The sequence below is a fragment of the Saccharothrix sp. HUAS TT1 genome (genome assembly GCF_040744945.1).
Classification (GTDB): domain Bacteria; phylum Actinomycetota; class Actinomycetes; order Mycobacteriales; family Pseudonocardiaceae; genus Actinosynnema.
The window spans coordinates 7178992-7202488 of record NZ_CP160453.1; the positions used below are offsets into that span (position 1 = coordinate 7178992).

17 protein-coding genes are annotated in these 23497 nt (G+C 70.5%); 9 read left to right on the forward strand and 8 right to left on the reverse strand.

What is annotated here, in order from left to right; genetic code table 11:
* Positions 1-149 precede the first annotated feature (149 nt).
* Entirely contained in the window at positions 150-335 is a 186-nt protein-coding gene (locus tag AB0F89_RS31600; RefSeq protein WP_367129314.1) for a hypothetical protein, read from the reverse strand.
* 145 nt (positions 336-480) lie between these two features.
* On the opposite strand from AB0F89_RS31600, the gene AB0F89_RS31605 reads away from it, so the two are divergent.
* The 5 genes from AB0F89_RS31605 to AB0F89_RS31625 all read left to right on the forward strand — a co-directional run bounded on the left by AB0F89_RS31605 (position 481) and on the right by AB0F89_RS31625 (position 6847).
* Positions 481-1296 carry a diacylglycerol kinase family protein gene (locus tag AB0F89_RS31605; protein ID WP_367129315.1) on the forward strand — a complete coding sequence of 272 codons (816 nt, stop codon included), beginning with the start codon at positions 481-483 and terminating at the stop codon, positions 1294-1296.
* Entirely contained in the window at positions 1293-1514 is a 222-nt protein-coding gene (locus tag AB0F89_RS31610) for a hypothetical protein (RefSeq protein WP_367129316.1), read from the forward strand. The genes AB0F89_RS31605 and AB0F89_RS31610 overlap by 4 nt, the downstream gene beginning before the upstream one ends.
* Positions 1515-1721: 207 nt before the next feature.
* A complete protein-coding gene (locus AB0F89_RS31615) occupies positions 1722-3107 on the forward strand; it encodes a serine/threonine-protein kinase (protein WP_367129317.1) in 1386 nt (461 codons plus the stop codon).
* A gap of 224 nt (positions 3108-3331) precedes the next feature.
* Entirely contained in the window at positions 3332-3856 is a 525-nt protein-coding gene (locus tag AB0F89_RS31620) for an integrase core domain-containing protein (protein ID WP_367129318.1), read from the forward strand.
* Between the two features lie 696 nt (positions 3857-4552).
* Complete coding sequence (locus AB0F89_RS31625; RefSeq protein WP_367129319.1) at positions 4553-6847, forward strand: sialidase family protein; 2295 nt, start codon at positions 4553-4555, stop codon at positions 6845-6847.
* Between the two features lie 186 nt (positions 6848-7033).
* On the opposite strand, the gene AB0F89_RS31630 is transcribed toward AB0F89_RS31625, so the two are convergent.
* Positions 7034-7207: a hypothetical protein gene (locus AB0F89_RS31630; RefSeq protein ID WP_367129320.1), complete on the reverse strand. Its 174-nt coding sequence runs from the start codon at positions 7205-7207 to the stop codon at positions 7034-7036.
* An 18-nt stretch (positions 7208-7225) separates the two neighbouring features.
* Positions 7226-8755, reverse strand: a complete 1530-nt coding sequence (locus AB0F89_RS31635) for a serine/threonine-protein kinase (RefSeq protein ID WP_367129321.1) — start codon at positions 8753-8755, stop codon at positions 7226-7228.
* A 151-nt stretch (positions 8756-8906) separates the two neighbouring features.
* On the opposite strand from AB0F89_RS31635, the gene AB0F89_RS31640 reads away from it, so the two are divergent.
* From AB0F89_RS31640 to AB0F89_RS31655, 4 genes are all read left to right on the forward strand, one after another.
* Positions 8907-9371 (forward strand): group II intron maturase-specific domain-containing protein, encoded by a 465-nt coding sequence (locus AB0F89_RS31640; protein ID WP_367129322.1) that lies wholly within the window; start codon positions 8907-8909, stop codon positions 9369-9371.
* A gap of 249 nt (positions 9372-9620) precedes the next feature.
* Positions 9621-13481 (forward strand): toll/interleukin-1 receptor domain-containing protein, encoded by a 3861-nt coding sequence (locus tag AB0F89_RS31645; RefSeq protein ID WP_367129323.1) that lies wholly within the window; start codon positions 9621-9623, stop codon positions 13479-13481.
* Positions 13478-13921: a hypothetical protein gene (locus AB0F89_RS31650; RefSeq protein ID WP_367129324.1), complete on the forward strand. Its 444-nt coding sequence runs from the start codon at positions 13478-13480 to the stop codon at positions 13919-13921. Before AB0F89_RS31645 ends, AB0F89_RS31650 begins: the two co-directional genes overlap by 4 nt.
* Positions 13921-14475 carry an IS481 family transposase gene (locus tag AB0F89_RS31655; RefSeq protein ID WP_367129325.1) on the forward strand — a complete coding sequence of 185 codons (555 nt, stop codon included), beginning with the start codon at positions 13921-13923 and terminating at the stop codon, positions 14473-14475. The genes AB0F89_RS31650 and AB0F89_RS31655 overlap by 1 nt, the downstream gene beginning before the upstream one ends.
* Before the next feature lie 190 nt (positions 14476-14665).
* On the opposite strand, the gene AB0F89_RS31660 is transcribed toward AB0F89_RS31655, so the two are convergent.
* From AB0F89_RS31660 to vioD, 5 genes are read right to left on the reverse strand one after another with little or no spacing between them, the layout of a single operon-like run.
* Complete coding sequence (locus AB0F89_RS31660) at positions 14666-15700, reverse strand: Rieske 2Fe-2S domain-containing protein (protein WP_367129326.1); 1035 nt, start codon at positions 15698-15700, stop codon at positions 14666-14668.
* Positions 15701-15724: 24 nt separating this feature from the next.
* Positions 15725-17221: an amino acid adenylation domain-containing protein gene (locus AB0F89_RS31665; protein WP_367129327.1), complete on the reverse strand. Its 1497-nt coding sequence runs from the start codon at positions 17219-17221 to the stop codon at positions 15725-15727.
* Entirely contained in the window at positions 17218-20493 is a 3276-nt protein-coding gene (locus AB0F89_RS31670; protein ID WP_367129328.1) for an amino acid adenylation domain-containing protein, read from the reverse strand. The genes AB0F89_RS31665 and AB0F89_RS31670 overlap by 4 nt, the downstream gene beginning before the upstream one ends.
* Positions 20480-22276, reverse strand: a complete 1797-nt coding sequence (locus AB0F89_RS31675; protein ID WP_367129329.1) for a carbamoyltransferase — start codon at positions 22274-22276, stop codon at positions 20480-20482. Before AB0F89_RS31675 ends, AB0F89_RS31670 begins: the two co-directional genes overlap by 14 nt.
* Before the next feature lie 52 nt (positions 22277-22328).
* A complete protein-coding gene (gene vioD, locus AB0F89_RS31680; RefSeq protein WP_367129330.1) occupies positions 22329-23495 on the reverse strand; it encodes a capreomycidine synthase in 1167 nt (388 codons plus the stop codon).
* Between the last annotated feature and the right edge of the window lie 2 nt (positions 23496-23497).

Genomic DNA, 23497 nt, shown 5'->3' on the forward strand with positions numbered 1-23497 from the left:
CCACGGTCGGGCAGCGGGAGTGCGCGCGGAAGATCGGCCCGGTCCGGTGTGTCCGGTAGGACAGCCCACAGTGCCCCTTCGGCCGCCGCGCGCCGTGAACCTTTTCGCCCACTCCCGCCGTGCACGGGCTGGAAGACCTCCGAGTTCTGCTACGCCGCCTCCGCCGTCACCGGCCCTGGTTCGGGCGGCGTGCCGGGCACGACCAGCCCGGTGGCCGGCCACCCGCCGAAGCCCGCCACCCCGTACTCCCACACCTGGTACCTCTGTTGACGACTGCCCAGGGCGCCACCGCACCCGCGCGCACGCTCGGACAGCACTTCGGGTGCCGCGTCCACGTGTACGTTCACCTGCCGATGGGCATCCGGCCCGGTAGTCGACCTCGTGAAGGCGGTTCGGGTGGATCCGTGGCGTGACAAGCTCGGTGTGGCCGTGGTCGTTCACCCGGGCGCTGTGGTGGACCACTCCGGATTCCGGGATCTGGTGTCCCGCACCGCGCGGGACCGCGGCTGGGATGAGCCGCGGTGGTTCGAGACCACCCGTGACGACGCCGGGACGGGGGTGACGGCACTCGCCCTGCGCGGCCACCCGCGCCTGGTCCTGGCGTGCGGTGGGGACGGCACGGTCAACGCGGTGGCCACCGGGCTGGCGCACACCGGGGTGGCGATGGGAATCGTGCCGATCGGCACGGGCAACCTCGTGGCCCGGAACCTGGGGATCGGCAGCGGGGCGCGGGACGCCGTCACGTCCGCGTTCGACGGGGCGGACCGCCGCATCGACATGGGCCTGCTGGACGAACGCCCGTTCGTCGGCATGGGCGGGATCGGCCTGGACGCGGAGATGGTCCGCGACACCTCGCCCAGGATGAAGCGCCTCCTGGGGTGGCCCGCATACCTACCTGCGGTCCTCAAGGGCCTGAGATCCGGCGCCGGCCGGGTGGCTGTCCGGGTGGACGACGGTCCCTGGCTGACCCGCCGCGTCCTGGGAGCGGTCGTCGGCAACGTGGGCGCCCTGCAGGGCGGGGTCTCCCTCCTGCCGGAGGCGGACCCCGCCGACGGGCTCCTGGACCTGGCCTTGCTCCGCGACGTGCGAGCCAGGGGTTGGCTGGTCACCGCGGGGCGCCTGATCGGTTCCCGCCGGGTGGACGGGCCGGCCGTGGAGCGGTTCCGGTTCCGACGCCTCGAACTGCGCAGCAGCCGCACCAAGCCGTTCGAGGTCGACGGAGAAGTCTGCGGGACGACCAGGTCGCTGAAGGTCGAGGTGGACCCCGGAGCGCTCGTCGTCAAGGTGCCGGCATGAGACCGACCCCCCGCGCAACCACCACCGGCCCCACCAAGCCCTGCGACTGGCACAACCGCAGGTCGAAGACCCGCAGCAGACCCTGCAGGGCGCGCACCTGGCGCGTGCCGGCCGGCACGGCGGTCCGCATCGACTGCGCCGACGGCCGGGAGTGGCTGGCGCCCACCGACCACTCCACAGCTCTCGCGGAGCCGGTGACGGCACGCGCCCGGCAGTGACGTGAAGCCGAACCGAGCGCTCTGGTCGTCGTGCTGTCGGCGGTCTCCCCTCCCTGCCGTGAACACGCTTCCCGGACCCTGATCCCGGCGACCGGGGGTCGCCACCACTCCGTTCGCTGTGATCATCCGGCTCGGGGTGGTCGCGTAGGGTTGCCCGGGGTTTCGAACGGTTATTCGACCAGGGTGGCGTGAAGGGACGGGAAGCCGGTGACGGAGGTGGGCAGCCTGGTCGCGGGGCGTTACCGCCTGGTGGAGCGGATCGGCGCCGGCGCGATGGGCGTGGTGTGGCGGGCGTTCGACGACCACCTGGGCCGGACGGTCGCGCTCAAGCACCTGGTCGTGCCGGCCGGGGTGGACCCCGCGGAGGCGGCGCGCCGGGCGGCGCGGGAGGGGCGGATCGCGGCGCGCGTCCAACACCCGAACGCGGTGACCGTGCACGACGTGGTGCAGGACGGCGGGGTGCCGGTCCTGGTGATGGAGTACGTGCCGGCCCCGAGCCTCGCCGGTCGGGTCCTGCCGCCCGAGCAGGTCGGGCGGATCGGGGCGCAGGTCGCGGCCGCGTTGGCCGCCGTCCACGCGGCCGGGATCGTGCACCGCGACGTCAAGCCGGGCAACGTCCTGCTGGGCGAGGACGGCACGGCCAAGATCACCGACTTCGGCATCGCCCGCGCCGTGGGGGACGTGCAGGTGACCAGGACGGGGCTGCTGGCCGGGACGCCCGCGTTCCTGGCCCCGGAGGTGGCGCGGGGCGCGGAGCCCGGACCCGCCTCGGACGTGTTCGCGCTCGGCTCGACGCTGTACGCGCTGGTGGAGGGCACGCCGCCGTTCGGGGACGGGGACAACGCGATCGCGTTGCTGCACGCGGTGGCCGCCGGCGGGTTCCCGGCGCCGCAGCGCGCGGGTGCGCTCACGCCGGTGCTGATGGACATGCTGCGCACCGATCCGACAGCCCGTCCGACGATGGCGCAGGTGGCACACCGCCTGCGCTCGTCGCCCGCGCCGACCCGGCTGGACCTGAACCCGGCACCGCCGGCGCGACCGGTCAACCGGGGCTTGCCGATCGGCGTGGCGGCGCTAGTGGTGGTGCTGGCCGTCGTGGCCGCGATCCTGCTGTCCAACCGCACACCCGACACCGACACCACGGCAAGCCCGACGACGACAACGACCACCACCACCGCACCGACGCCGTCCCCGCAACAGCTCCAGCAGACCGTGACCGACTACTACGCGCTGCTGCCCGACGACACCGACCGCGCGTGGACGCGGTTCGGCCCCGGGTTGCAAGCCCAGGGCCGCAAGCAGTACGACGAGTTCTGGGAGCGCGTCAAGGAACTGCGCGTCTCGACCCCGCCGCAGGCGACCGGTCCGGACGCGGTGACCGTCGGGATCGAGTACGAAGCCGAGGAACGGGGCCGGGTCCGGGAAACGCACCGACTGCGGCTGATCACGCGCGACGGCGCGCTGCTGATCGACTCGGACGAACTGCTGTCCTCGCAACGCCTCGAAGGCGGCAAGGACGACGAGAAGGGCAAGAAGAACGAGGAAAGGAAGAAGAAGGACGAGGAAAGGGGCAACGAGGAAGGCGAAGGCTGAACCCCGGCTCGGATACCGGAGCAGAACCCCGTCGTGCTCGCCGCATTGGCGCGCCGACTCCCCCCAACGGCTGCGTGAGCACCGGTTGGTGACACCGGGGACCCTCCTCTGCCGGCACCGACGTCCGGTGGCAAAGAAGTGGACCTGCCCGAAGTGCACCGGGCGCCCGCCCATCGACGACACAGTGGTGGCGTTGATGGGCGGATGGCCCGGGAGAACGCCGGGTGGGGCTACCGCCGAATCCAGGGCGAGCTGCTCAAGCTCGACCACCGGACAGCCGCCTCAACCGTCCGCCGCGTGCTCAAGCGCCTGCGAGCACCGCCCGCACCCCAGCGCGACACCGACACCTCCTGGCGACGGTTCTCGCGCGCCGCAGGCCGCGAGCATGTCGGCCTGCGGTTTCTTCCACGTCGACTGCGCGGTGGCGCTCAAGCGGTCTACGTGTTCTTCGTGATGGATCTCGGCGACCGGGCCGACGACTTCCGGTTCTCATCCGAGGCCGGGCCGGTCAGTTCACCACCTCGTTCGACGCAGTCTTCTCCGACTCGGGCATCCAGGTCGCCTGGATCCCACCACGGTGTCCACGAGCCGACGCCCGCGCCGAACGGTTCGTCGGCACCGTCAGGCGCGAAGCCGCCGACCGACTGCTCATCCTCGACGAACGCCACCTGAGATCGGTGCTGCAGCACTACGTGGCTCGCTACAGAGCTGCACGTCGATACATCGCCGACCAGTCCTCGACGGCCTGACCAACGAATACCAATCCGCGTCAGCCGCATCAGACGGGCCGTCGAACACGCCATCGCCCACCTCAAAGCACGGAGGACCCTCGCCACCACCCTCGAGCACTACCGCCGAGGCCGGCAACCCTCTGAACAACGCTCAAGGAATCCGGTCTTCCGCCGTCAATGGAATCGATCGGCGACTGCTACGACAATGCCATGATCGAATCGTTCTGAGGGCGTGTGCGGACGGAACTGTTGGATCACCGACGATGGCGCACCCGCCTCAAGTCGGCCAACGCCCTGCTCTATGCCTCGAGATGTTCACAACCGCCGCCGACGCCCCGTCCTACGCCAGCCGGGGTGAGGATCACACCACTCGTACTCAACCTCACGACGTCAGGATGCACACCTGACGATCAAGAACTGGCGCCAGGACTGCACGATCGTCGCAGCTCAGCATCCCCGCGCAGAGTTCTGATACCTCACAGCCCAACCACACGCCAAACCACGTGGCCGACTTTTGGCACCCCACATGCTCATCCACCCTGTCCGTCAAACGGGTTAATCCCGGTCTCCGGAACTATCGCGATGTAGCGGCAGAGCCCGCATTCGGCTTGGCGACAACCGTTGTGCCGTGAGCCGCGAGTGGATACCGTCGATCGCACCGCCGGCCGACGGGCGTTCCACCTGACACTCGACGTCGCGGAAACGGGATCTGCCATGAGCAACCACCCGCTGCTGACAGCGGCCATCGTGAGCGCGGTGATCGCGGCGATCATCCCCGCGCCGAACCAGGCCGTCGCCGAGGCGGTGACCAAGTCCGAGATCGCCGGCGCGTCACCGAACTCCCCAGGCCTGTTCCTGTTCCGGGAGGCCACGACGTACAACCCCGCGGGTGACCCGCCCACCTGGAACGCCGTCGCCGAGGCGCACGACTCCGGGACGGTCGCCTCCCCCACCCGCCCGGTGTACGCCGGGTACGTCAAGTGGTACGACGCCGATGGGTACCTGCCCTTGGGAGCGCTGCTCTCCACCGACGGCGGCTCCTCGTTCGTCACGTCCTCGCAGGACGGCTTCGAGGCGAGCGCGCGGCTGACCGACGGCCGGGTGCTCGCCCCCGAGCTCACCGGTCAGACCTCGGACAGCCTCCAGCAGCGCCGCATGACGATGCGCTACTCCACCACGGACGGGGCGACGTTCGGTTCCGCGGTGACAGCGACGGTGAACGTCGCGCCGCAGAGCTTCGTCGCCTCCAGCGCGAACTTCTTCCCGAACGCGGTGGTCCAGGTACCGAACGGCCCGCTCCTCATGTCCGGTTACACCAACCTGGCGACCCACGGCCAGAGCGCGCTGCTGATGGAGAGCGACGACGCCGGTCAGTCGTGGACGCTGCGCAGTCCGATCGTGCTGGGCAACGCCACCCGCAAGTTCACCGAAACGGCCATCGTGCTGGCGTCCGACGGGGCGCTGATCGCCGTCAGCCGCTCATCGGACTACGACAACCTGTGGAAGCGCCGCTCGACCACGCTGGGCGAGACCTGGACGGCCGCCGCGGCGCCGATTCCCGAATTCGCACCGGACTCCGCGGGCAACCGCCCGTTCGGCCGGATCAACCCGCGACTGGCGCTGCTGCCCAACGGCATCCTCGCGTTGGTGGCCGGTCGGCCGGACAACCACGTCGCGCTGTCCTACGACGGCACCGGCAACTCGTGGAACGTGAAGAAGGTCTTCTACGACAACCACTCGACCGCCGACCCGCAGAACCTCAACGAGGGCACCAGCGGCAACGCCGACCTCGCGTGGACCGCGGCCAACCGCGCCGTGCTGGTGGCGGACTCCTGCCACGCCATCACCTACCAGGGCACGCACTACAACAAGTGCGCCTGGCACAACGCCCCGATGTCGGGCGGCACGGAGGAGTTCCAGATCAAGCACGTGCTCGCGGACATCCTGACCGCAGGCACCGGCAAGATCGACCTGGCCCGCAAGGCCACCCTGAGCGGTGACCTGGGCGCGGTGCCCGGCCACGCCAGGACCGGCGCGCGCGGCGCCGTGGACGGCAGCCACGAATTGTGGTCCAGCGCTTTCGAAGAGGGCGACTCGGGCACCCTCGACCTCGTCCTGGACCGCCCGTACACGCTGTCGAAGGTCGGGCTGAGCCTGGCGCTGGGCGGTGCGCAGAGCGCCACGGTCCAGACCAAGCTCCACGCAGGCGACGCCTGGCAGGACTGGCTCTCGGTGACCGACCAGACCGGTCACGCCCTCAAGTACCACTCCCCCGGCGCCCGGAAGGCGCAGCACGTCCGCGTGCTGACCGGTCGGGCGTCCTACTGCCCGCCCGGTGTCGCGGCGCCGTGCAGCGTGCTCAACGAGTTGGAGCTCTACAGCGACGACGTCGACTCGTTCGAGAACGACGCGATCGGCGGCGCCGTCCCGCGCGGCTACTCGCTGGACTACACGGTGGACGACAACGGTAGGGGCTACCAGGGCATCTGGGTGACGCAGACAGTCGCCGGCGGCAGCAGCCGAGCCCTGCTGATCGACGACAGCAGCACGGTCCACCTGCCCGCCATCCGACGCTCGGACTCGTCGAGCGCGGTGAAGACCCTGGATTTCCGCTTCAGCCCGCAGACGTGGCGCACCGCGGCGCAGGGCTCGGGGTCGGCCCTGCTGTTCACCGTGCTGGCGACCCCGGTCAACGGCACGCGCAAATCGGCGTTCCACTTCGCGGCCGGCTCGGACGGGGTGATCCGCTACTACGTGACCGCCACGAACACCTGGACCCCCGTCGGCGCCGGGCAGTCGTTCAACCCGTCCACGAGCACCTGGTCCACCTTCACCGTCCGCGCCACGACGACACAGGCCACGGTGAGCGTGAACGGCTCGGTGATCGGCACGGCCCCGAGAGCGGACAGCGCGACGAGCAACCTAACCGGGCACCAGTTCTCGGCCAGCAGCACAGCACTCGCCAACGAGACGTTCCTCATCGACGACGTCTACACCAGCAATAGCTGACCGACGCTCCACCTTGTGCTTGCCGTGCGAGTGTCAGCACCCTGAGCAGGGCAGCTCATCTGCATTGATCGCGCAACACCAGCCGTAGGGGAATGACCACAAGACGCGACGTCACGAATGCTGCACCTAATCCCTGTTCACCCCCTGCCGCCTCGACTCCCGGGCTCCACGCTTCGTCGACTCCGGCTACTGGTGCTGCACCTGCCGAGATCGCAGCAGCCGCACCAGCTCGAACCCATCCGGGTGGGATCGCATCACGTCGAGCAAGACCAGGTCGGCGTCTACGACCGCGTCGAGGCACGTCCGCCCGGATCCGGCCACCGCCACGTCGAACCCGGCGAGCCGCAGTGCGCTCTCCAACAGTTCGCGGATCCGCGCTCAGCAGGTGAGCAGTTGAGACGGCGGGGTCGTGTGGTCGAGCCGTTTCACGTAGGCGTCCCCGCCGGTGGCGGCGCGCTGCGCGCACGCGTCGTCTTGGGTGGCGAAGGCGCCGTAGTACACCGCGTAGATGTCGGCTCCATCGAGTTGCTTGCGCAGCGAGCCGCACCCGGTGGTCGGCGTGTGCAGGTACCGCGTGCCGGGGTGGTTGGCCAGGAGCCGCTGGACGTCGGCGCGGTATCGCGCGGGTTCGACGGCCGCCCCGACGAACGTGACGTAGGCGCCGTCACAGGGGGGCACGCTCATCGGCTCGGCCAGCCCGAGGTCGGCACCGGGAGGCGCCACGACGACCGGCGGCACGCTGACCGGCGGTGGTGAGGTTGTCACCGGTGCCGCTGTTGTCGCCGACGAGGGCGTCGGCGTCGACGACGTGGTGGTCTCGGCGCCGCTCGCCGGGGTGGATCGCTCCGCCGGCACCCCGCCGGCGCTGGTCGCGGTCCCCGGCGTCGACCGTCCGGCGAGGCTGACCACAGTGCTCACCGCGGCCGTCGCCAGCACGACTGCCACGGCCGCGACCAGCCACAGCGTCCGCCGAGGCCGTGCGACCGCGTGCACCAACGTCGGCCGGGGCGCGACCGGCGGCAGCGGGGCGGGCAGCGCGTGTCCGGCGAGCGCCGCCCGCGCGGCGGCGGCCAGTTCGCCCGCGCTCGCGAAGCGGTCGGCCGGGTTCTTCGCCATCCCCTTAGCGATGACTGCGTTCAGGGCGGGCGGCAGCCCGGGTCGCACCGCGTCGAGCGAGGGTGGCGGCTGGTTCAGGTGCGCGCCGATCAGCGACGCGGCGGTGGTGCCGGCGAACGGCTTGCTGCCGGTCAGGCACTCGTGGAGGAGGCACGCCAGCGAGTAGACGTCCACCCGGTAATCGGTGGGGCCATCGCCGAACCGCTCCGGCGCCATGTAGTCCAGCGTGCCGATCGCGGCGCCGGTCCCGGTCAGCCCCGTCGTCGCGTCCAGCGCCCGCGCGATGCCGAAGTCCACGAGATACGCGAACCCGGCATCGGCGATGAGGACGTTGGACGGCTTCACGTCCCGGTGCACCAGGTTCTGCGCGTGGGCAGCGCCGAGCGCCTGCGCGACCTGTTCGACGATCCCCACTGCTTCCCCGGGGTCGAGCGGGCCGCCGCTGCGCAACCGCGCGGCCAGGTCCTGCCCGTCGACAAGCCGCATGTCGAGGTACAGCCGCCCGTCCAGCTCGCCGTAGGCGTGGATCGGGATGATGTGCGGCTCCTGCAACCGCGCCACCGCGTGCGCCTCCCGCCGAAACCGCTCCCGGTACTCCTGGTCCTCCGCGAACCGCGCGGCGAGCAATTTCAGCGCGACCATCCGGTCGTGCCGGGTGTCGTAGGCACGCACCACTTCACCCATCCCACCCCGCGCGATGAGCGACTCCACCCGATAGGGCCCATACTCCCAGACCACCGAACAACCCCTCCGGCCCTCGTACCGCGCCCGACCACCCACACGTCGGGCCACCCCACCCGTTCGTTACAAAGGACCAGCGCCAGGAACCCACCGACACCCGTGCTGTGCCAGTGCCCGCCTCGTCCTGGCAGAACTGCCCGGCCGGATCGGATGACGCCCGCCGACGCTCACGTTCCTTGTCCGCCGGCCCGCGGACAAGGCTATGCAGCACGCCCGCGATCGGATTCGAGAACTCACGAATCGACGCAGGCTCCGGCTGCCGGTAAGCGAGGTCGTGCGGGACGTCAACGATTTCCCGCGCGGCTGGACCGGGTATTTCCACTACGAACACTCGGCCCAACGCTTCAGCAAGATCAGACAGTACGTGCGGATGAGGATCGCGCTGTCCATCAGCAAACGATGTCGTCGCAGCCGACACTCCGAAACACGGGCACTGCGGCTCCATGCCCTACCGCTGATCAACAGGTACCGCGCCAGTTTCCGGCCTCCCAGCGAGTTTCGAACGAGTCGCCCATGCTCGAAATGGGTGAGAGCAAGGGCGGCTTCGACGATGTCGCCGATCTTGCGTGAACTGGTAGTGAAGTTCCGTAGGGCTCGCCAGCGTCCGGCAAGCAGGGCGAATCCGTGTTCACCCAGGCAGCGCAGTCCGCGTAGCAGGGCGTTGTAGGCGCGAGTGTCGATTGACGGCAGTACAGCGACCTTCGTGCCATTGGCCTGACGACGTCTTACTGGACAGCAAATTGGACAATGACGGCATGTTCGCTCCCTGGAGCGAAGCAGTTCCGCGACAAGCCCGACACGGAGGTGCGGCGTCCAATAAGAAGGCGATCGACGTCGAGGTTCACTCGAACGGTACCTGGCGTCACTGAATCGCGACCGTCAGACTTGCGGAAGCACCACACGACCCGGGGGGACGATGGGCGGCATCTTCGTCAACTACCGCACCGGTGATGGCGACTGGGCGGCCGTGGCGATTGCCAAAGGGCTGAAAAGCCGATTCGTCGAGGGCGATGTCTTCTTCGCCTCGAAGTCCATCGACATAGGCTCTCCGTTCGTCGATCGCCTGAACGAGGCGCTTGACCGCAGTGAGGTGCTCGTCGCGGTCATCGGCCCGAACTGGCTCGCCCGGTCCTCAAACGGTCTACGCAAGATCGACAACTCGGAGGACTGGGTACGCCGCGAGATCCGCTTCATGTTGAGAGCCGGCCGCGCCATCCTCCCGGTCCTGCTCGACGGAACCACACGGCTCGCCGCCAACGAGCTGCCATCGGACATCGCAGCGCTCGCTGAAATCCAGTTCATCAGGGCGGATAAGAGCACGCTTGACGGTGCGATGGACCGGTTGGTCGCCGTACTCCGCACCATGCTCACCGTGCGGCCCTCTCCATATCGGGGCCTGGATGCGTTCACCGAAAGCGACTCCGACTACTTCTTCGGACGGTCGGAGGAGACCGCGCGGCTGGTGGAAAGACTGAACAGGCAGGTTTTCGTCGCGGTGGAGGGCGGATCGGGCAGCGGCAAGTCGTCGCTGGTCCGCGCCGGTCTGGTGACCGCGTTGCGCCAGGCCGGCGCGCTCGTCGTCGTGGCGGACTCACAGGACTCCCGACTGGAATCCATGCTGTCCGAGACGACGTGGGACGGCTTCGACAGAGTCGTCGTGTGCGTCGACCAGTTCGAGCAGCTCGTCGCCTCTGACCTCGACGCGGCACGGACCCTGTTCAGGCTGCTTACCCACCACGTCCGCGCGAATCCGGCGGTCCGTGTCGTGATCACCGTCCGCTCGTCCGCCGACCTGCACAACCTCCCCGGATCCGCGGAGTTGGTCGAGAACGGCGGCTTCCTGGTACAGCCGATGACAGCAGGGCAGCTCGCCGAGGCAATCCGCGAACCCGCGCTGAAGGCTGGGCGGGATGTCGAGCCCGCCCTGGTGAAGCGCATCATCCAGGACGCGGGCGAGCAGCCGTCCCAGCTTCCCCTGGTCGAGTTCATGTTGACCGAACTGTGGGAGGCCGAACCGCCCGGCCCACTCACGACCGAAGGCTACGACCGGCTCGGTGGCGTCGAGGGCGCGCTGCGGCAACGCGCCCAGGAGATCTACGAGCAGATGCCAACACCGGCGGACGCCAGGCGGTTCAGGCAGCTGTTCACCCGCCTTGCACGACCACGCGACGACGAGGGTCGCGGCTACATCCTCTCTCCGGTGCGGCTCGATCGCTTGGATTCGGAGATGGGCAAGCTGGCCTTGGAGCTGAGCAAGTCCCGGCTCGTGGTGATCCGGCGAGGCATTGGCCACGCCGACTACGTTTCGATCGCGCACGAAGCCCTGGTAAGGCACTGGGACCAGCTCGCCGAGTGGCTCGCCGAGGCGCGCGAGTTCCGGTCGTGGCAGGCACGGCTGAACGCGAACCTGGACCAGTGGATCGACGGTGGGCGTGATCCCGGCGCGCTGCTGCGCGGCGCTCCGCTCGCTGCTGCGCGGGAGAAGATGAGCACAGACCGGGATCGGCTGAGCGTCCTCGAACGGGAGTACATCCAGGCCAGCGCTGACGACGCTCGGCGCGTGGTCCGCCGATCCCGCAGACTGGTCACGGTCGTGGCGCTGTCACTGGCGGCGGTACTCGGCATCGGCGTCGGTGGCTACTTCGCCGCGACGACCGCCTTTGACTTGCGGGACATGGCGAATTCACGCAAGGCCGCAGCAGCAGCGAATTCGCTGCGGGGCCAGGACGCGGCGGCGGCGGCTCGGCTCAGCCTGGCCGCCTATCAGGTCTACCCGACGCCGGATGCGTTGAGCGGGTTGCTGAGCGCCTCCGGAACCCCATCTCCGACGTGGACACGGCTGCAGCAGTCCGATGACATCGAGGCGGTCGCATTCGGCCGCGACGGAACAAGACTGGCGACCGGGGACGTCAAGGGGGTTGTGACGCTCTGGGACGTCTCTGACTTTCGTGCGCCACGCGACCCGATCACCCTCTCCCGGCACAGCGGCGCGGTGCGCTCCGTGGCCTTCAGCGGCAACGGCGACCTCATGGCGACCGGCGGCGCTGACGGGGACTTGGTGCTGTGGGACACCTCGACCGACGACGTCACGGCCGTTGATGTCATCGAGGTGACCGGAGAGGTCAGCTCGGTCGCGCTCAGCCTGAACGGCCGCTTCCTCCTCGTCGGCAGCTCCGACCACACGGCCACTCTGTGGGACCTGTTGCTGCCGCACGACGCGAGGCAGTTGCACCGCATCGACCGGCACACAGGCGAGATCCGCGTGGCGTTCAGCCCCGACGGCCGGACCTTCGTCACCGCCGGCGTCGATCGCACCGTGACGGTGTGGCGGATGGACCAATTCCTGAACGTGCGCGAAGTCGACACCTTCAGCCCGCCCGCGGAAGGGGTCCTGTCAATGGCGTTCAGCCCGGATGGGCGGTTGCTGGGCACGGGTGGTGCCGATCGGCGGGTCGCGCTGTGGCGTCTCGACCCACCGACGAAGGTCGGCGAGGTCACCGACGGGCAGTCTTGGGTGTCGTCGATCGTCTTCAGCCCCGACCGCGAACACCTCGGCACGACGAACCACGACGGCTCTACCCGCTGGTGGGATGTCTCCGACTCGACGGCGCCGATTCTGCTGACCGTGCAGGGCCCATTCGGCTCGGCCACCACGTCGGCCGCGATCGACCGGCACGGGAAGGTACTGGTGTCCGCGGGTGGCGATGCCACCCTCCGCGCCTGGGACGCCACGGCCTTCGCGCCGGCACACCCGGACCCCGTGCTCTCGACGGAACTCGACCACCGGGGCGACACCTTGGCCAGTTCCGGCGCCGACAAGGACGTTCGGCTGTGGGATGCGCGCGATCCTCGTCAGCTGCGCCTGCTGAGTATCCTGGAGGGCCACGAGGACAACGTCGACGTCACCCTGTGGAGCCCGGACGACTCGACGCTCGTCACGGCGAGCCTGGACGGCTCGATCCGTTCGTGGGACGTCACCGACCGTGCCCGACCGCAGCTGCTCGACACCGTCGCGGACGCGCACGGGGCCCGCGGTCCGCACACCGGCATCGTCTCCGCAGTGTTGACGACGAACGGGAACGCCTTGATCACCGGAGGATTCGACGGCGCGCTCAAGCTCTGGTTCGTCGAGAACGGCAGGGTGATCGCCGGTCGGACGCTCGAGCAGCGTGACGGTCGGATCACGAAGGTCGCACTCGGCCACACCACCAGCCGAGAGTTGCTCGCCGTCGCGGGGGAGGACGACGTCATCACGCTGTGGGATGTCGCGAATCCGCACGAGGTCCGTGAGGTGGGGCGGACCCCACGGCAGAACGAGGCGATCTGGGCCGCGGACTTCACGCCGGACGGCACGATGCTCGCCACGGGTGGAACGAGCGGCCAGGTGCGGCTGTGGGACGTGCGCGACCCGGCGGCCCCGGCCGTCGCGTCCTCGTCGACCCACGATCCGGCGGGGATAAAGTCAATCAAAATCAGCCAGGACTCGCTCATGGCGGTGGGCACGGAATCCGGGCGAATCGAACTCGTGGACATCCGGGACCCCGCGGTGAGTGTGGGGGTGGCGACACTGGTGGGCCATTTCGGTGACGTCCGCACCCTCGAATTCACACCTGACAGCCACACCCTGATCAGCGGCGGCAAGGACCGGAGCGTCCACGCATGGGAGCTGGACGGCGAGCGGGCCGCCAGTCGGCTCTGCGCGGAACTCCCGCCACCACCGACCGAGACCAACTGGCCTTCCTACATCGCGTCGATGTCCTACGAGAAGTACTGTTGAACGTTGGTTACGAGTACTCGTCGACCTGTTGGCCGTCCACTCGGGCGGCGATGTGCCGAACGGTTGCAGGCGCCGGAATCATCGCGCTGTGCTTGCCGATAACTCCGTCCACCCAGGTAGAGGGCGCACAAGTCCAAGACCTCGAAACGCTCACAGACGCGGCTGTCATCCACCGCGGCATCGACCAGGACCGCATGATGACCGGCTGTGCTGCTCCGACTGGCTACCTTGGTGTGACCAACGCGTTCGCGCTGCTACGCCTGCTGCCCATGAGCGATCGGGACAAGGACACGGAGATCCTGGCGCTACGCCACCAGCTCACGATCCTGGAACGCCAATCAGCAACACCCGTCCGCGGTTCTCCCCCGGCGACTGGGCATTCCTCGCGGCGCTGCCGCACCGACTCCCGGTCGACGCACTTCGTCGGCTCCGCCTATTGATGCGCGGCGAACTCCTCGTGCTCGGCATCAAGGTCGCCGCATCCTCGGTGTGGCAGATCCTCCAGGGCGCCGGAATCGACCCGGCGCCGGAACGCACCACGACGACGTGGTCGGCCTTCCTGCACACGCAGGCCGACGCCCTGCCGGCCTGCGACTTCTTCGAGACCTCCACGTTGAGCGGCACCCGCCTGTACGTGCTCGCGGTGATCGAGCACGCCAGCCGCCGGATCCTGGGCGCCACCGCGCACCCGACCGCATCCTGGGTCACCCAAGCCGCCAGGAACCTCGTCATGGACCTCGCAGACGAGGGCAGACACGTACGGTTCCTGATCCGAGACCGCACTCTCATCTGGAATCAACAGCATCTTCTCCACGCACTACGCGAGTACGAGAAGTTCTACAACACCCACCGACCCCACCAAGGTCATCCACAACACCCGACCACTACGCGCCGTACCACCACCCGTACCGACCAAGCAGCGCTCACCCACCTCGACATCCGCCAACGACAGCGGCTGGGCGGAATCCTCGACGAGTACCACCACGCCGCCTGACCTGAACGGACGACGTTTTCGGCAGGCACAGGGTCAGCGCACCTCCACCGACCGCCGCTCGCCGGGCACCACACCCGGCGAGCACCGACGTCGACATAGCCGCCCGGACCGACGCGGCCTCGGCACCGCACCGCGCGAGCACTGGTCGCCACCAGGTCGTCCTCAACGGGCGACACGCCGCCCGACCTGCTCATCCAGTGCTTCCCCGGCGGACCGGCAGCTCCCGCTCGCCCGCCGGCGGGCCGATCAAGTCGAGGAGCTCCCGGTAGGTGCGCCGGAATACGATGCTGAACTTGTCAGCCGGCGTGTGGACCTGGCCGTGCAGGTCGAGCGGCGCCTCGCGCAGGTGCTGGTTCTCCACGACCGGGTGGTCCTCGACGAAGATCTGCCGTTCGTAGTCGAGCGCGTCCTCGATGTCGGCGCCCTGCGCGAGCGACACCGGGTCGAGCCCCGCCAGCCAGAACTGCGCGACTTCACCGCCGTCCGCCGTGACGGGGGTCGCCAACTGGGCCACGAACCTCCTGCCGCCGCTGGGCGCGGTCACGCGGATCGAGGCGAACATCGGCAGGGTGATGTGGTAGTCGAGACGATAGGTGTCGTCCTCGACCGGGCCTTCGGGGCCCGCGAACTCCGGTCCCACGGAAGCCGACCACGTCAACTGCCAGCCGTCGCGCTCGACCCGGTACGGCTCCACCACCTTCGACACCGTTCCCATCGAGTCCGCGTGCACGAAGGGGAAGTGCGCCTTGTCCCGGAAGTTCTCGGTCAGCTGCCGCATCCCGCACCGCACCCGGAACGGCGTCCCGGCTGCCACGGCCCAATCGGCGTCCACCGCGGTGGGCAGTCCGGGGCGCGGAAACAGGGGTTCGCCCAGGCAACTCCACACCAGTCCGTAGGCGACGTCGACCGGGTAGACGGTGAGCGAAGTGCGGGGCGGGGTGCTGCCCGCGGGCAGCGAAGGCACGTGCGCGCAGCGCCCGTCACCCGGTGCGAAGAGCCAGCCGTGGTAAGGGCACCGCAGTCCTCCCTCGTCGATGTCGCCCATGTGCAGGGCGGCGCCCCGGTGCGGGCAGAAGGCGCTGGCCACGGTGACCTCGTCGCCCACCCGGTAGACGACGAGCTCCACGCCCAGGATGTTGCCCCTGGCGACCCCGTTCTCCAGGTCCGCCAGGCGCGCCACCGGGAACCACGTCCGGTTCAGCAGTTCGCGTTCGATGTCGAGCATGGGATCTCCGCGTAGAAGGGGTCGTCAACGGGTCAGCCGCCGGAACAGGTCGGTGCCGCCGTCGAGGATGCGGGCCACCTCGCGCCGGTCGACCTTTCCGGAAGCGGTGAGCGGGATGTCGTCCGCGACGTAGACGTGCCGCGGCAGCATGTGCTCGGGGAGCCGGCGGGACAGCACGGCCCTCAGCTCCCGACGGGTGGTGGGTTCACCCGTCGAGAGCTTGACCACCAGGTCGAGCACCGTCTCGTGGCCGCGTTCCCGGGCGAGCGCGACAGCGCTCACGACCGCGGGGTGCTGCTGCGCGACGGCCTCCAGCTCCTCCGGCTCGACGCGCCGGCCCCGGATCTTGACCTGGTTGTCCATCCGCCCGAGGTACTCGAACACCCCGTTCGGAGCCACCCGGCACAGGTCGCCGGTGTGGTACTCGGTCGTGCCGCCGGCGCCGACCCGGAACTTCGCCGCCGTGAGTTCGCGGTCACCGATGTACCCGTGCGCGAGGCCGGGCCCCCCGACCAGCAGCTCCCCCGCGGTCCCGGTTGGAACGGCGCCGCCGTCCGGACCGGCGATCCGCACCGCCGCACCCGCCACCGGGAATCCGATCGGCAGCGGATCCGCCATGTCGTCCACGACCTTCCACGCCGTCGTGTAGATGGTGGCCTCGGTCGGCCCGTAGAGGTTCCACACCTCCTCGGAGCACTCCCGGAGCCGGCGCGCCAGGTCGGTGGAGAGCGCTTCGCCTGCCGTGAGCAGGACGGCTCCGCGCAGCGCCGGTCCCACGAAGGGCAGCGCCAACCGCCACCAGGTCGGCGTCGCCTGCGCCACCGACACTGGCCTGCGCTCCAGCCACGCCGCCAGTCCTTCGAGGTCGAAGTGGGCGCGCGCCGGCGCCATCGCCACCGCCCCGCCCGTCACGAGGGGCAGGAGCATCTCCAGCAGCGAGACGTCGAACACCGGGGTGGTCAGCGAGAGCACCAGGTGCCCCGGACCGGCGGGCAGCCGGTCGGCGAAGTCGGTCAGCAGGCCCGCGAGGGACCGGTGGCCCACCTGGACGCCCTTGGGCCGCCCGGAGGAACCCGATGTGAACAGCACGTAGGCCGCTTCGTCGCCGGACGGCGGGACGAGGCCCCACCGCTCGCCGCGCGCGACCCCGGCGGCGGCGTCCACGGCGACCCCGTCGCCGCCGCCCCCGGTGAGGGCCGCTCGGCAGCCCGCCGTGCGGATCTGGTGGACCCGCCGCTCCGCGGGCGCGTCCGGGTCGAGCGGCACCGCGACCGCACCGAGGGTCCACACCGCCAGCAACGCGACCAGGTACTCCCCCGACCGCGGAAGTTCCAGCGCGACGCGGTCACCCGGCTCGACCCCGAGCCCCCGCAGGGTCGCGGCCCGCTCGCGCACCAGGTCGTGCAGCCGCCGGTAGCTGCACGTACCGGAGTCGTCCACGAGGGCGGGGGCGTCGGGTCGGACGGACACCTGTTCCGCGAACAGCTCCGGGACGCGCCGCGGCCGGTCGATCGCGGTCACCCGGAGACCCCCGCCTCGACCAGCTTGGCCTCGATGACCCCGGTCAGGGAGGCGAAGACGGGCTCGCGGAACACCGACACCACGTCCAGTTCCACGCCGAACCTCCGGTGGACCGCGCCGACGAGGCGCAACACCTTGATGGACTCGCCGCCCTGCCGGAAGAAGTCCGACTCGGCGCTGACCTCGTCCACCTCCAGCACCTCCTTCCAGATCGCGCCGAGGGCGAGCGCGATCCAGCCGTTGTCCCGGTCGGACGACGGACCGCCCGCGCCGGCCGGTGCGGTGGTGGACGCGGCAGCCGCGAGCAGCGCCTCCCGGTCGACCTTGCCGTTGGGGGTCATCGGGAGGGAGCCGACGGACGCCCACCTCGTCGGCACCATGTACTCGGGCAGGACCTCCGACAGGTGAGCCCGGACGTCCTCGACCGACACCGGCCCGACCACCACGCCGAGGAGTTCCCGGCCGGCGCCGGAGTCGCGCACCAGGACGATGCCGTCGGTCACGCCCGGGCACTGGAGCAGCGTCCGCTCGACCTCGCCGACCTCGACCCGGAAGCCGCGGATCTTCACCTGGGCGTCCCGGCGGCCCCGGAACACCACGCTGCCGCCCGGTTCGACCAGCACGAGGTCACCGGTCCGGTACAGCCGCTGTCCGGGCACGTCCGAGAACGGGTCCGCGACGAACGCGGCGGCGGTGCGCGCCGGGTCGCCGAGGTACCCGTGCGCCAAGCCCCGACCGCCGACGTACAGCTCGCCGGTCCCCCCGACCGCCACGGGCGCCAGCCGGTCGTCGAGGACCCGCAGCCAGGTGTCCTCGACGGCCTTCCCGATCGGCACCTGCCCGTCCGCGACGTCCGCCGCGGTCACCGGGTGGTAGGTGCTGAACGTCGTGTTCTCCGTTGGCCCGTACACGTGCAGGAAGTCGGTGGGCGGTCCGGCGTCCAGCATGCGGCGCAGGGGCTCCACGGCGTGCTGCTCACCGCCGAACAGCAGGACCCGCAGTTCCGCGAAGATGTCCGGGACCTGTTCCACCAGCGTGTTGAACAAGGCCGTCGTGACGAACGCGACGGTCGCGCCGCGGGACCGCAGGAACCCGTGGAAGCGGCGGGCCGACAGCACCACGTCACGGGGCACGACGACGAGTGTCGCCCCGGCGGTGAGGGCGCCCCACACCTCGAACGTCGCGGCGTCGAACGCGGGGTTCGACAGGTGGACGACGACGTCGTCGGGCTGGATGCGGACGTAGTTCGAGCGCGGCACGAGGCGCGCGACGGCGTCGTGCGGCACGGTCACGCCCTTGGGCACGCCAGTGGACCCCGAGGTGTGCACGACGTAAGCGACGTGCTGCGGCGTCACCCGCGGCAGCTCCCCGCGGAACGGCCCGCGCGCCGCCAGGTCGGCCGGGTCCGCCAACGGCAGTGCCGGGACGCCCGGCGGGAGGTGCGCGTCCCCACCCGTCCCGAACAACACCAGGCGCACCCCGGCGTCGGCCAGGACGGTCCGGCTGCGAGCGGGCGGCTGCCCCACGTCAACCGGGACGTACGCGGCTCCGGCGCGCAGGACTCCGAGCTGGGCGACCACCGCCGCCGCTCCGCGCCCGGCGGCGATCCCGACCCGATCACCCGGTTCGACACCGCTGTTCACCAGTTCGCGCGCCAGGTGACCGGAGGCGGCCTCCAGTTCGCCGTAGGTCAGCTCCGCGTCACCGTCGCGCAGCGCCACGGCCCGAGGCCGCTCGGCTGCCGTCGCCACGACGAGGTCGTGCACACCCTCGCCCGGCCCGTCGACCGGCGGGGGACGGGGCTCGTCCCGGAGGAGCACGGATCCCAGCGGCTCGTCCGGCGCGGCGAGCAGAGCGGCCAGGGTCCCGCGGATCCCGGTGTGGAAGTGCTCGGCCCGTTCAGGGGAGAACAGGTCGGCGCTGTACTCCACTTCCGAGGCGGTGCCGCCGGGTCGACGGGTCAGCGTCCACAGCAACTCGTACTTCGCGCCCCCGTTGGGCAGGACACGGCGCACCGCCTCGGCGCCTTCCGGGGCCCACGTCCACGCCGACTCGTCGCTGTAGGAGAACGCGGCCTGGACGAGCGGATGGTGCCGGAAGCCGGCGCTCACGGCCCAGTCCCGCGCGATCTGCTGGAACCCGATCTGCTGATGCGCCAGGGCGTCGGCCACCACGCGGCGCACCGAGGAGACGAGGTCGGTGAACGTCCCCCGCGGATCGACCCGGACCCGGATGGGCAGGATGTTGACGAACATGCCCACGGTGGATTCGTCGGCGGGCGTCCGGCCTGCCGCCGGGACGCCCACCACCACGTCGTCCCCCGAGCAACGGCGCAGGAAGGCGATGTACGCGGCCAGCGCCACCATGAAGGCGCTCGCGCCCGACGACCGGGACAGGTCGTCCAGCGCCGCGTCGGACGCCTCGTCCAGCAGCGCCGAGGAGACCCCTCCCGCGACGCCGACGACCCCGGGTCGCGGGCGGTCGTTGGGCAGGAAGGGCTTCCCGCTCGCGCCGTCCAGTTGGCGCTCCCAGTAGGCGATCGACTCGTCCCGGTGCGGGAGGACGGCCATGCCGTTCCTCGGCGGCGGCGGCGAGGAGCCCGCTCCGTAGAGCTGTTGCAGCTCCCGGTCGAGCAGATCCAGGGAATGACCGTCGGCGACGGCGTGGTGCACGATCAGCAGGAGCTTCCACCGGTCTTCGGCGGCGCGGACGATGAGCGCCCGTGCCGCCGGCGCCTCGTCCAGCCGCACCGGTTCCCGCAGCTCCTCGTCCACCAGGGCGTACGCGGCGTCGCCCGCGGCCTCCACCACCCTGACGGGCAGCACTGCGGTCTTCTCGACCACCCGCAGCCCTTCGGGCGTGAACCGCGTCCGCAACGCCTCGTGGTGGTCGACCAGCCGCCGGAGGCAGTCCCGCAGGCGGTCGGGGTCGACTTCGCCGGTGAACTCGTAGAGGACCGGCACCGAGTACAGGGGCGAGCGGGGGTGCACCCCCTGCGCCACTAGCAGCCGCTCCTGGGCGGCGGTGAGCGGCGGTAGGGCGTCGGAGACCCGTCCCACCAGGTCGATCTGCGCGGCAGGGGTCCGGTGCCCGAAGACGGCGTCCGTCGGGATGTCCACGTCGAACTCCCGACGCAGCCGGAGCGCCAGCTCCACCGCCTGGGTGGAACTGCCGCCGAGCTCGAAGAAGTCGTCGTCCGGCTCGATGTCCTCGACCTCCAGCAGCTCCCGCCACATCGACAGGAGCACCGCCTCGTCGTCACGCGCCGGCATCAGACACCTCCCGCGCGCCGTCCGGCGCCGTGTCGCGCCGCACCAGGAAGTCGCCGATGACGAGGGCGTCCAGGGTCGACCGCCGGAACGTGGCGACAGCCTCCTCGGGTGTGCGCACGATGGGCTGTCCCCTCAGGTTGAACGAGGTGTTGACCAACACGGGGATGCCGCTGCGGTCACCGGTCTCGCGCAGCAGCTCCCAGAACAGCGGGGACTGCCCCCGCTCGACGGTCTGCACCCGCGCCGAGCCGTCGACGTGGGTCACGGCGGGCAGCACCTCCCGGTACCGCCGTCGCACCGGCACGACGAACAGCATGTGGTGGAAGGTCCGCTCCGACCCCTCCGGGATGTCGAAGTAGGTGGACGCGTCCTCGGCGGGAACCGCCGGTGCGAACGGGCGGAACTCCTCCCGCTGCTTCACCACGGCGTTGAGGTGGGCGCGCATCGACGGCACCGCGGGGTCGGCCAGGATGCTCCGGTTGCCCAGCGCCCGGGGCCCGAACTCCATCGCGCCCTGGAACAGGGCCACGACCGATCCGGCGCGGATCAGGTCCACCGCGCGCCGTACGAGGTCGGCGCGGTCGAGGCGTTCCCGGGTGAACCCGCCGCCGAGCGACCCGAGCGCGCGTTCGACGTCGGCGGCGGGGAACGACTCGCCCCAGTACGGCATCGACATCCGCGCCGGCTTGAGGTCGTGCCGCCGCCGCACCGCCGCCAGAGCCGCGCCCAGCGCGCTGCCGTCGTCACCCGACGCCGGTTGCACGAACACCTCGTCGAACAGGCCCTCGCGCAGGACCACGCCGTTGGCCGAGCAGTTCAACGCGACGCCGCCCGCCATGCACAGCTTCCGCAGGCCGGTCCGCTCCCGGTGCTCCCGCAGCACGTGGAGCAGCGCTCGTTCGAGCGAGTCCTGCAACGTGGCGGCGATGTCCATGTGGCGCTGCTCGACCTCGTCGCCCGGTCGGCGCGCCGGGCCGAGCGCCTCCTCCAGTCGTCGCACCACGCCCTGGTGGGTCTCCCGCTCGAACGGCGTCTTGTTCTCGCTCAGCAGCGGCACGGCGATCTTGCCGCCGGGGCGCAGCCGGAGGAACTCGCCGAACTCCGCCCGGTAGCGCCGGCGGTCGCCGTACGGCGCGAGCCCCATGACCTTGTACTCGTCCATGTTGATGAGGAAGCCGAGGTAGTGCGTGACCACCCCGTAGAGGACTCCCAGCGAGTTGAGCGCGGAATGGGCGTCGACCAGGTCCAGTCGTCCGCCCCGACCGGTGTAGACGGAGGTCGCCTCGCTCTCCCCCATGCCGTCCGCGACCAGCACCAGCGCGTCCTCGAAGCCGCTCGGGTAGTAGGTGCTCGCCGCGTGCGCCAAGTGGTGCTTGACGTGCAGGAACTCCTGATCCGACCGGAGCGGGTGGTACGCGGTGAACGTCTCGCGCTGCACGTCCTGCGCGTAGACCCGCGAGTACCAGCCGCGGAGGTTGTCGTCCAGCTGCCAGAGCGGTGAGTCCTCGTAGCGGAAGCCGTGCGCCACCACGTCGATGTCGGCCATGGTGACCCCCGCGATGCGCAGGCAGCCCTCGATGGCGTCCCGGGGGAAGGCGCCGGTGGCCTTCACACCGTCGTGCCGTTCCTGTGCGGACGCGGCCACCACGCCGTTCTCGTCCACCAGGACGGCGGCGGAGTCGAAACCCTGGGCGATGCGCCTCTCACGCGTGAGCCCGGGTCCCAGGACTTCGGCCTTGAACGTCGCGCTGCGGTCCAGGCCGCTGATGCCGAGTGCTAGCACCGCCACTTCCTCTCTAGTGTCATGTCGGTTCCCTCCTGTGGGGTGATGGCGGCTAGCCCGGCGACAGGATGTCGCGCACGCGCCGGACCCGGTTCGCCCCGCCGGCGCGGATCGCCTCCGCGATCGCGGTGAGCCCGGCGTCGAACTCGGTCCGGTCGCCGCCGAAACCGATGCGGATGTGGTCGGGGTGACCGAAGCAGCTGCCGGGCACGACGAGCACGCCGCGGTCCACCGCCAGGTCCTCGCACAGCGCGTCCACGGCCGGCACCCCGAAGAGCTGCGGGAACGCGGACACGCCGCCCTGCGGAGGAGCGCACGCCACGATGTCGGCGTTCTCGGCCACCCACGTCAGGAACGCCTCGCGGTTCGCGGCCGCCGTCCGCAGCAGGGGACCGATCACCCGGTCCGCGTTCTCGACCACCCGGGTCGCGATCAGCTCCGTCAGCGGTGACGTGCTGATGGTGAGGTAATCGCGGATGCGCGCCATCCCGGTCAGCAGCTCCGGCGGGGCGAAGCACCACCCGACCCTCAGCCCCGGCAGACCGTACGCCTTCGACAGGGTGCCGAAAGACACGCAGCGCTCCAACTCCGTCGTGGGATCCGGCAACGACGGGGCGTCGTAGACGAGATCGCTGAAGGCCCCGTCCCACAGCAGGTGGCAGCCGTGCGCCGAGACCAGCTCCAGCAGTTCCCGGTAGGCGGGCCGATCGAGCGTGGTCCCGGTCGGGTTGTGCGGGAAGTTGACGATCACCGCTTTCGTCCGCGCGTCCAGGAGCGCGCGCAGCTCGCGCGGGTCCGGTCGGAAGTCGTTCTCCGGGCGCAGCCGCCAGACCTTGAGCGTCGCGCCCAGCGCCTCCGCGATCGAGGACAGCGACTGGTAGGCAGGCGCGAGCACCACGACCTCGTCACCGGGTTCCAGCAGCGCCGCCAAGGCCAGGAAGATCGCCTCGCTCGATCCGTGCGTGACCATGACACGCCCGGCCGCTCCCGGCGCGTACCTGGCCGCCAGGGCTTCCCGCAGCCCTTCGCAGCCGACGCCGGGGCTGTCCCGGAACACCGTCCGGGACAGCTCCCCGTCGTCCAGCCCGACGAGTTCGGACAGCTCGCCGAGCGAGTAGTTCCGGACGCCCGAGCTGGAGACGTCGATCGGCACGGTGAAGTAGCGCTCGCGCAACCAGTCCTCCAGCAGGGCCGGCGCCACCGATCCCAGGTTCACCACCG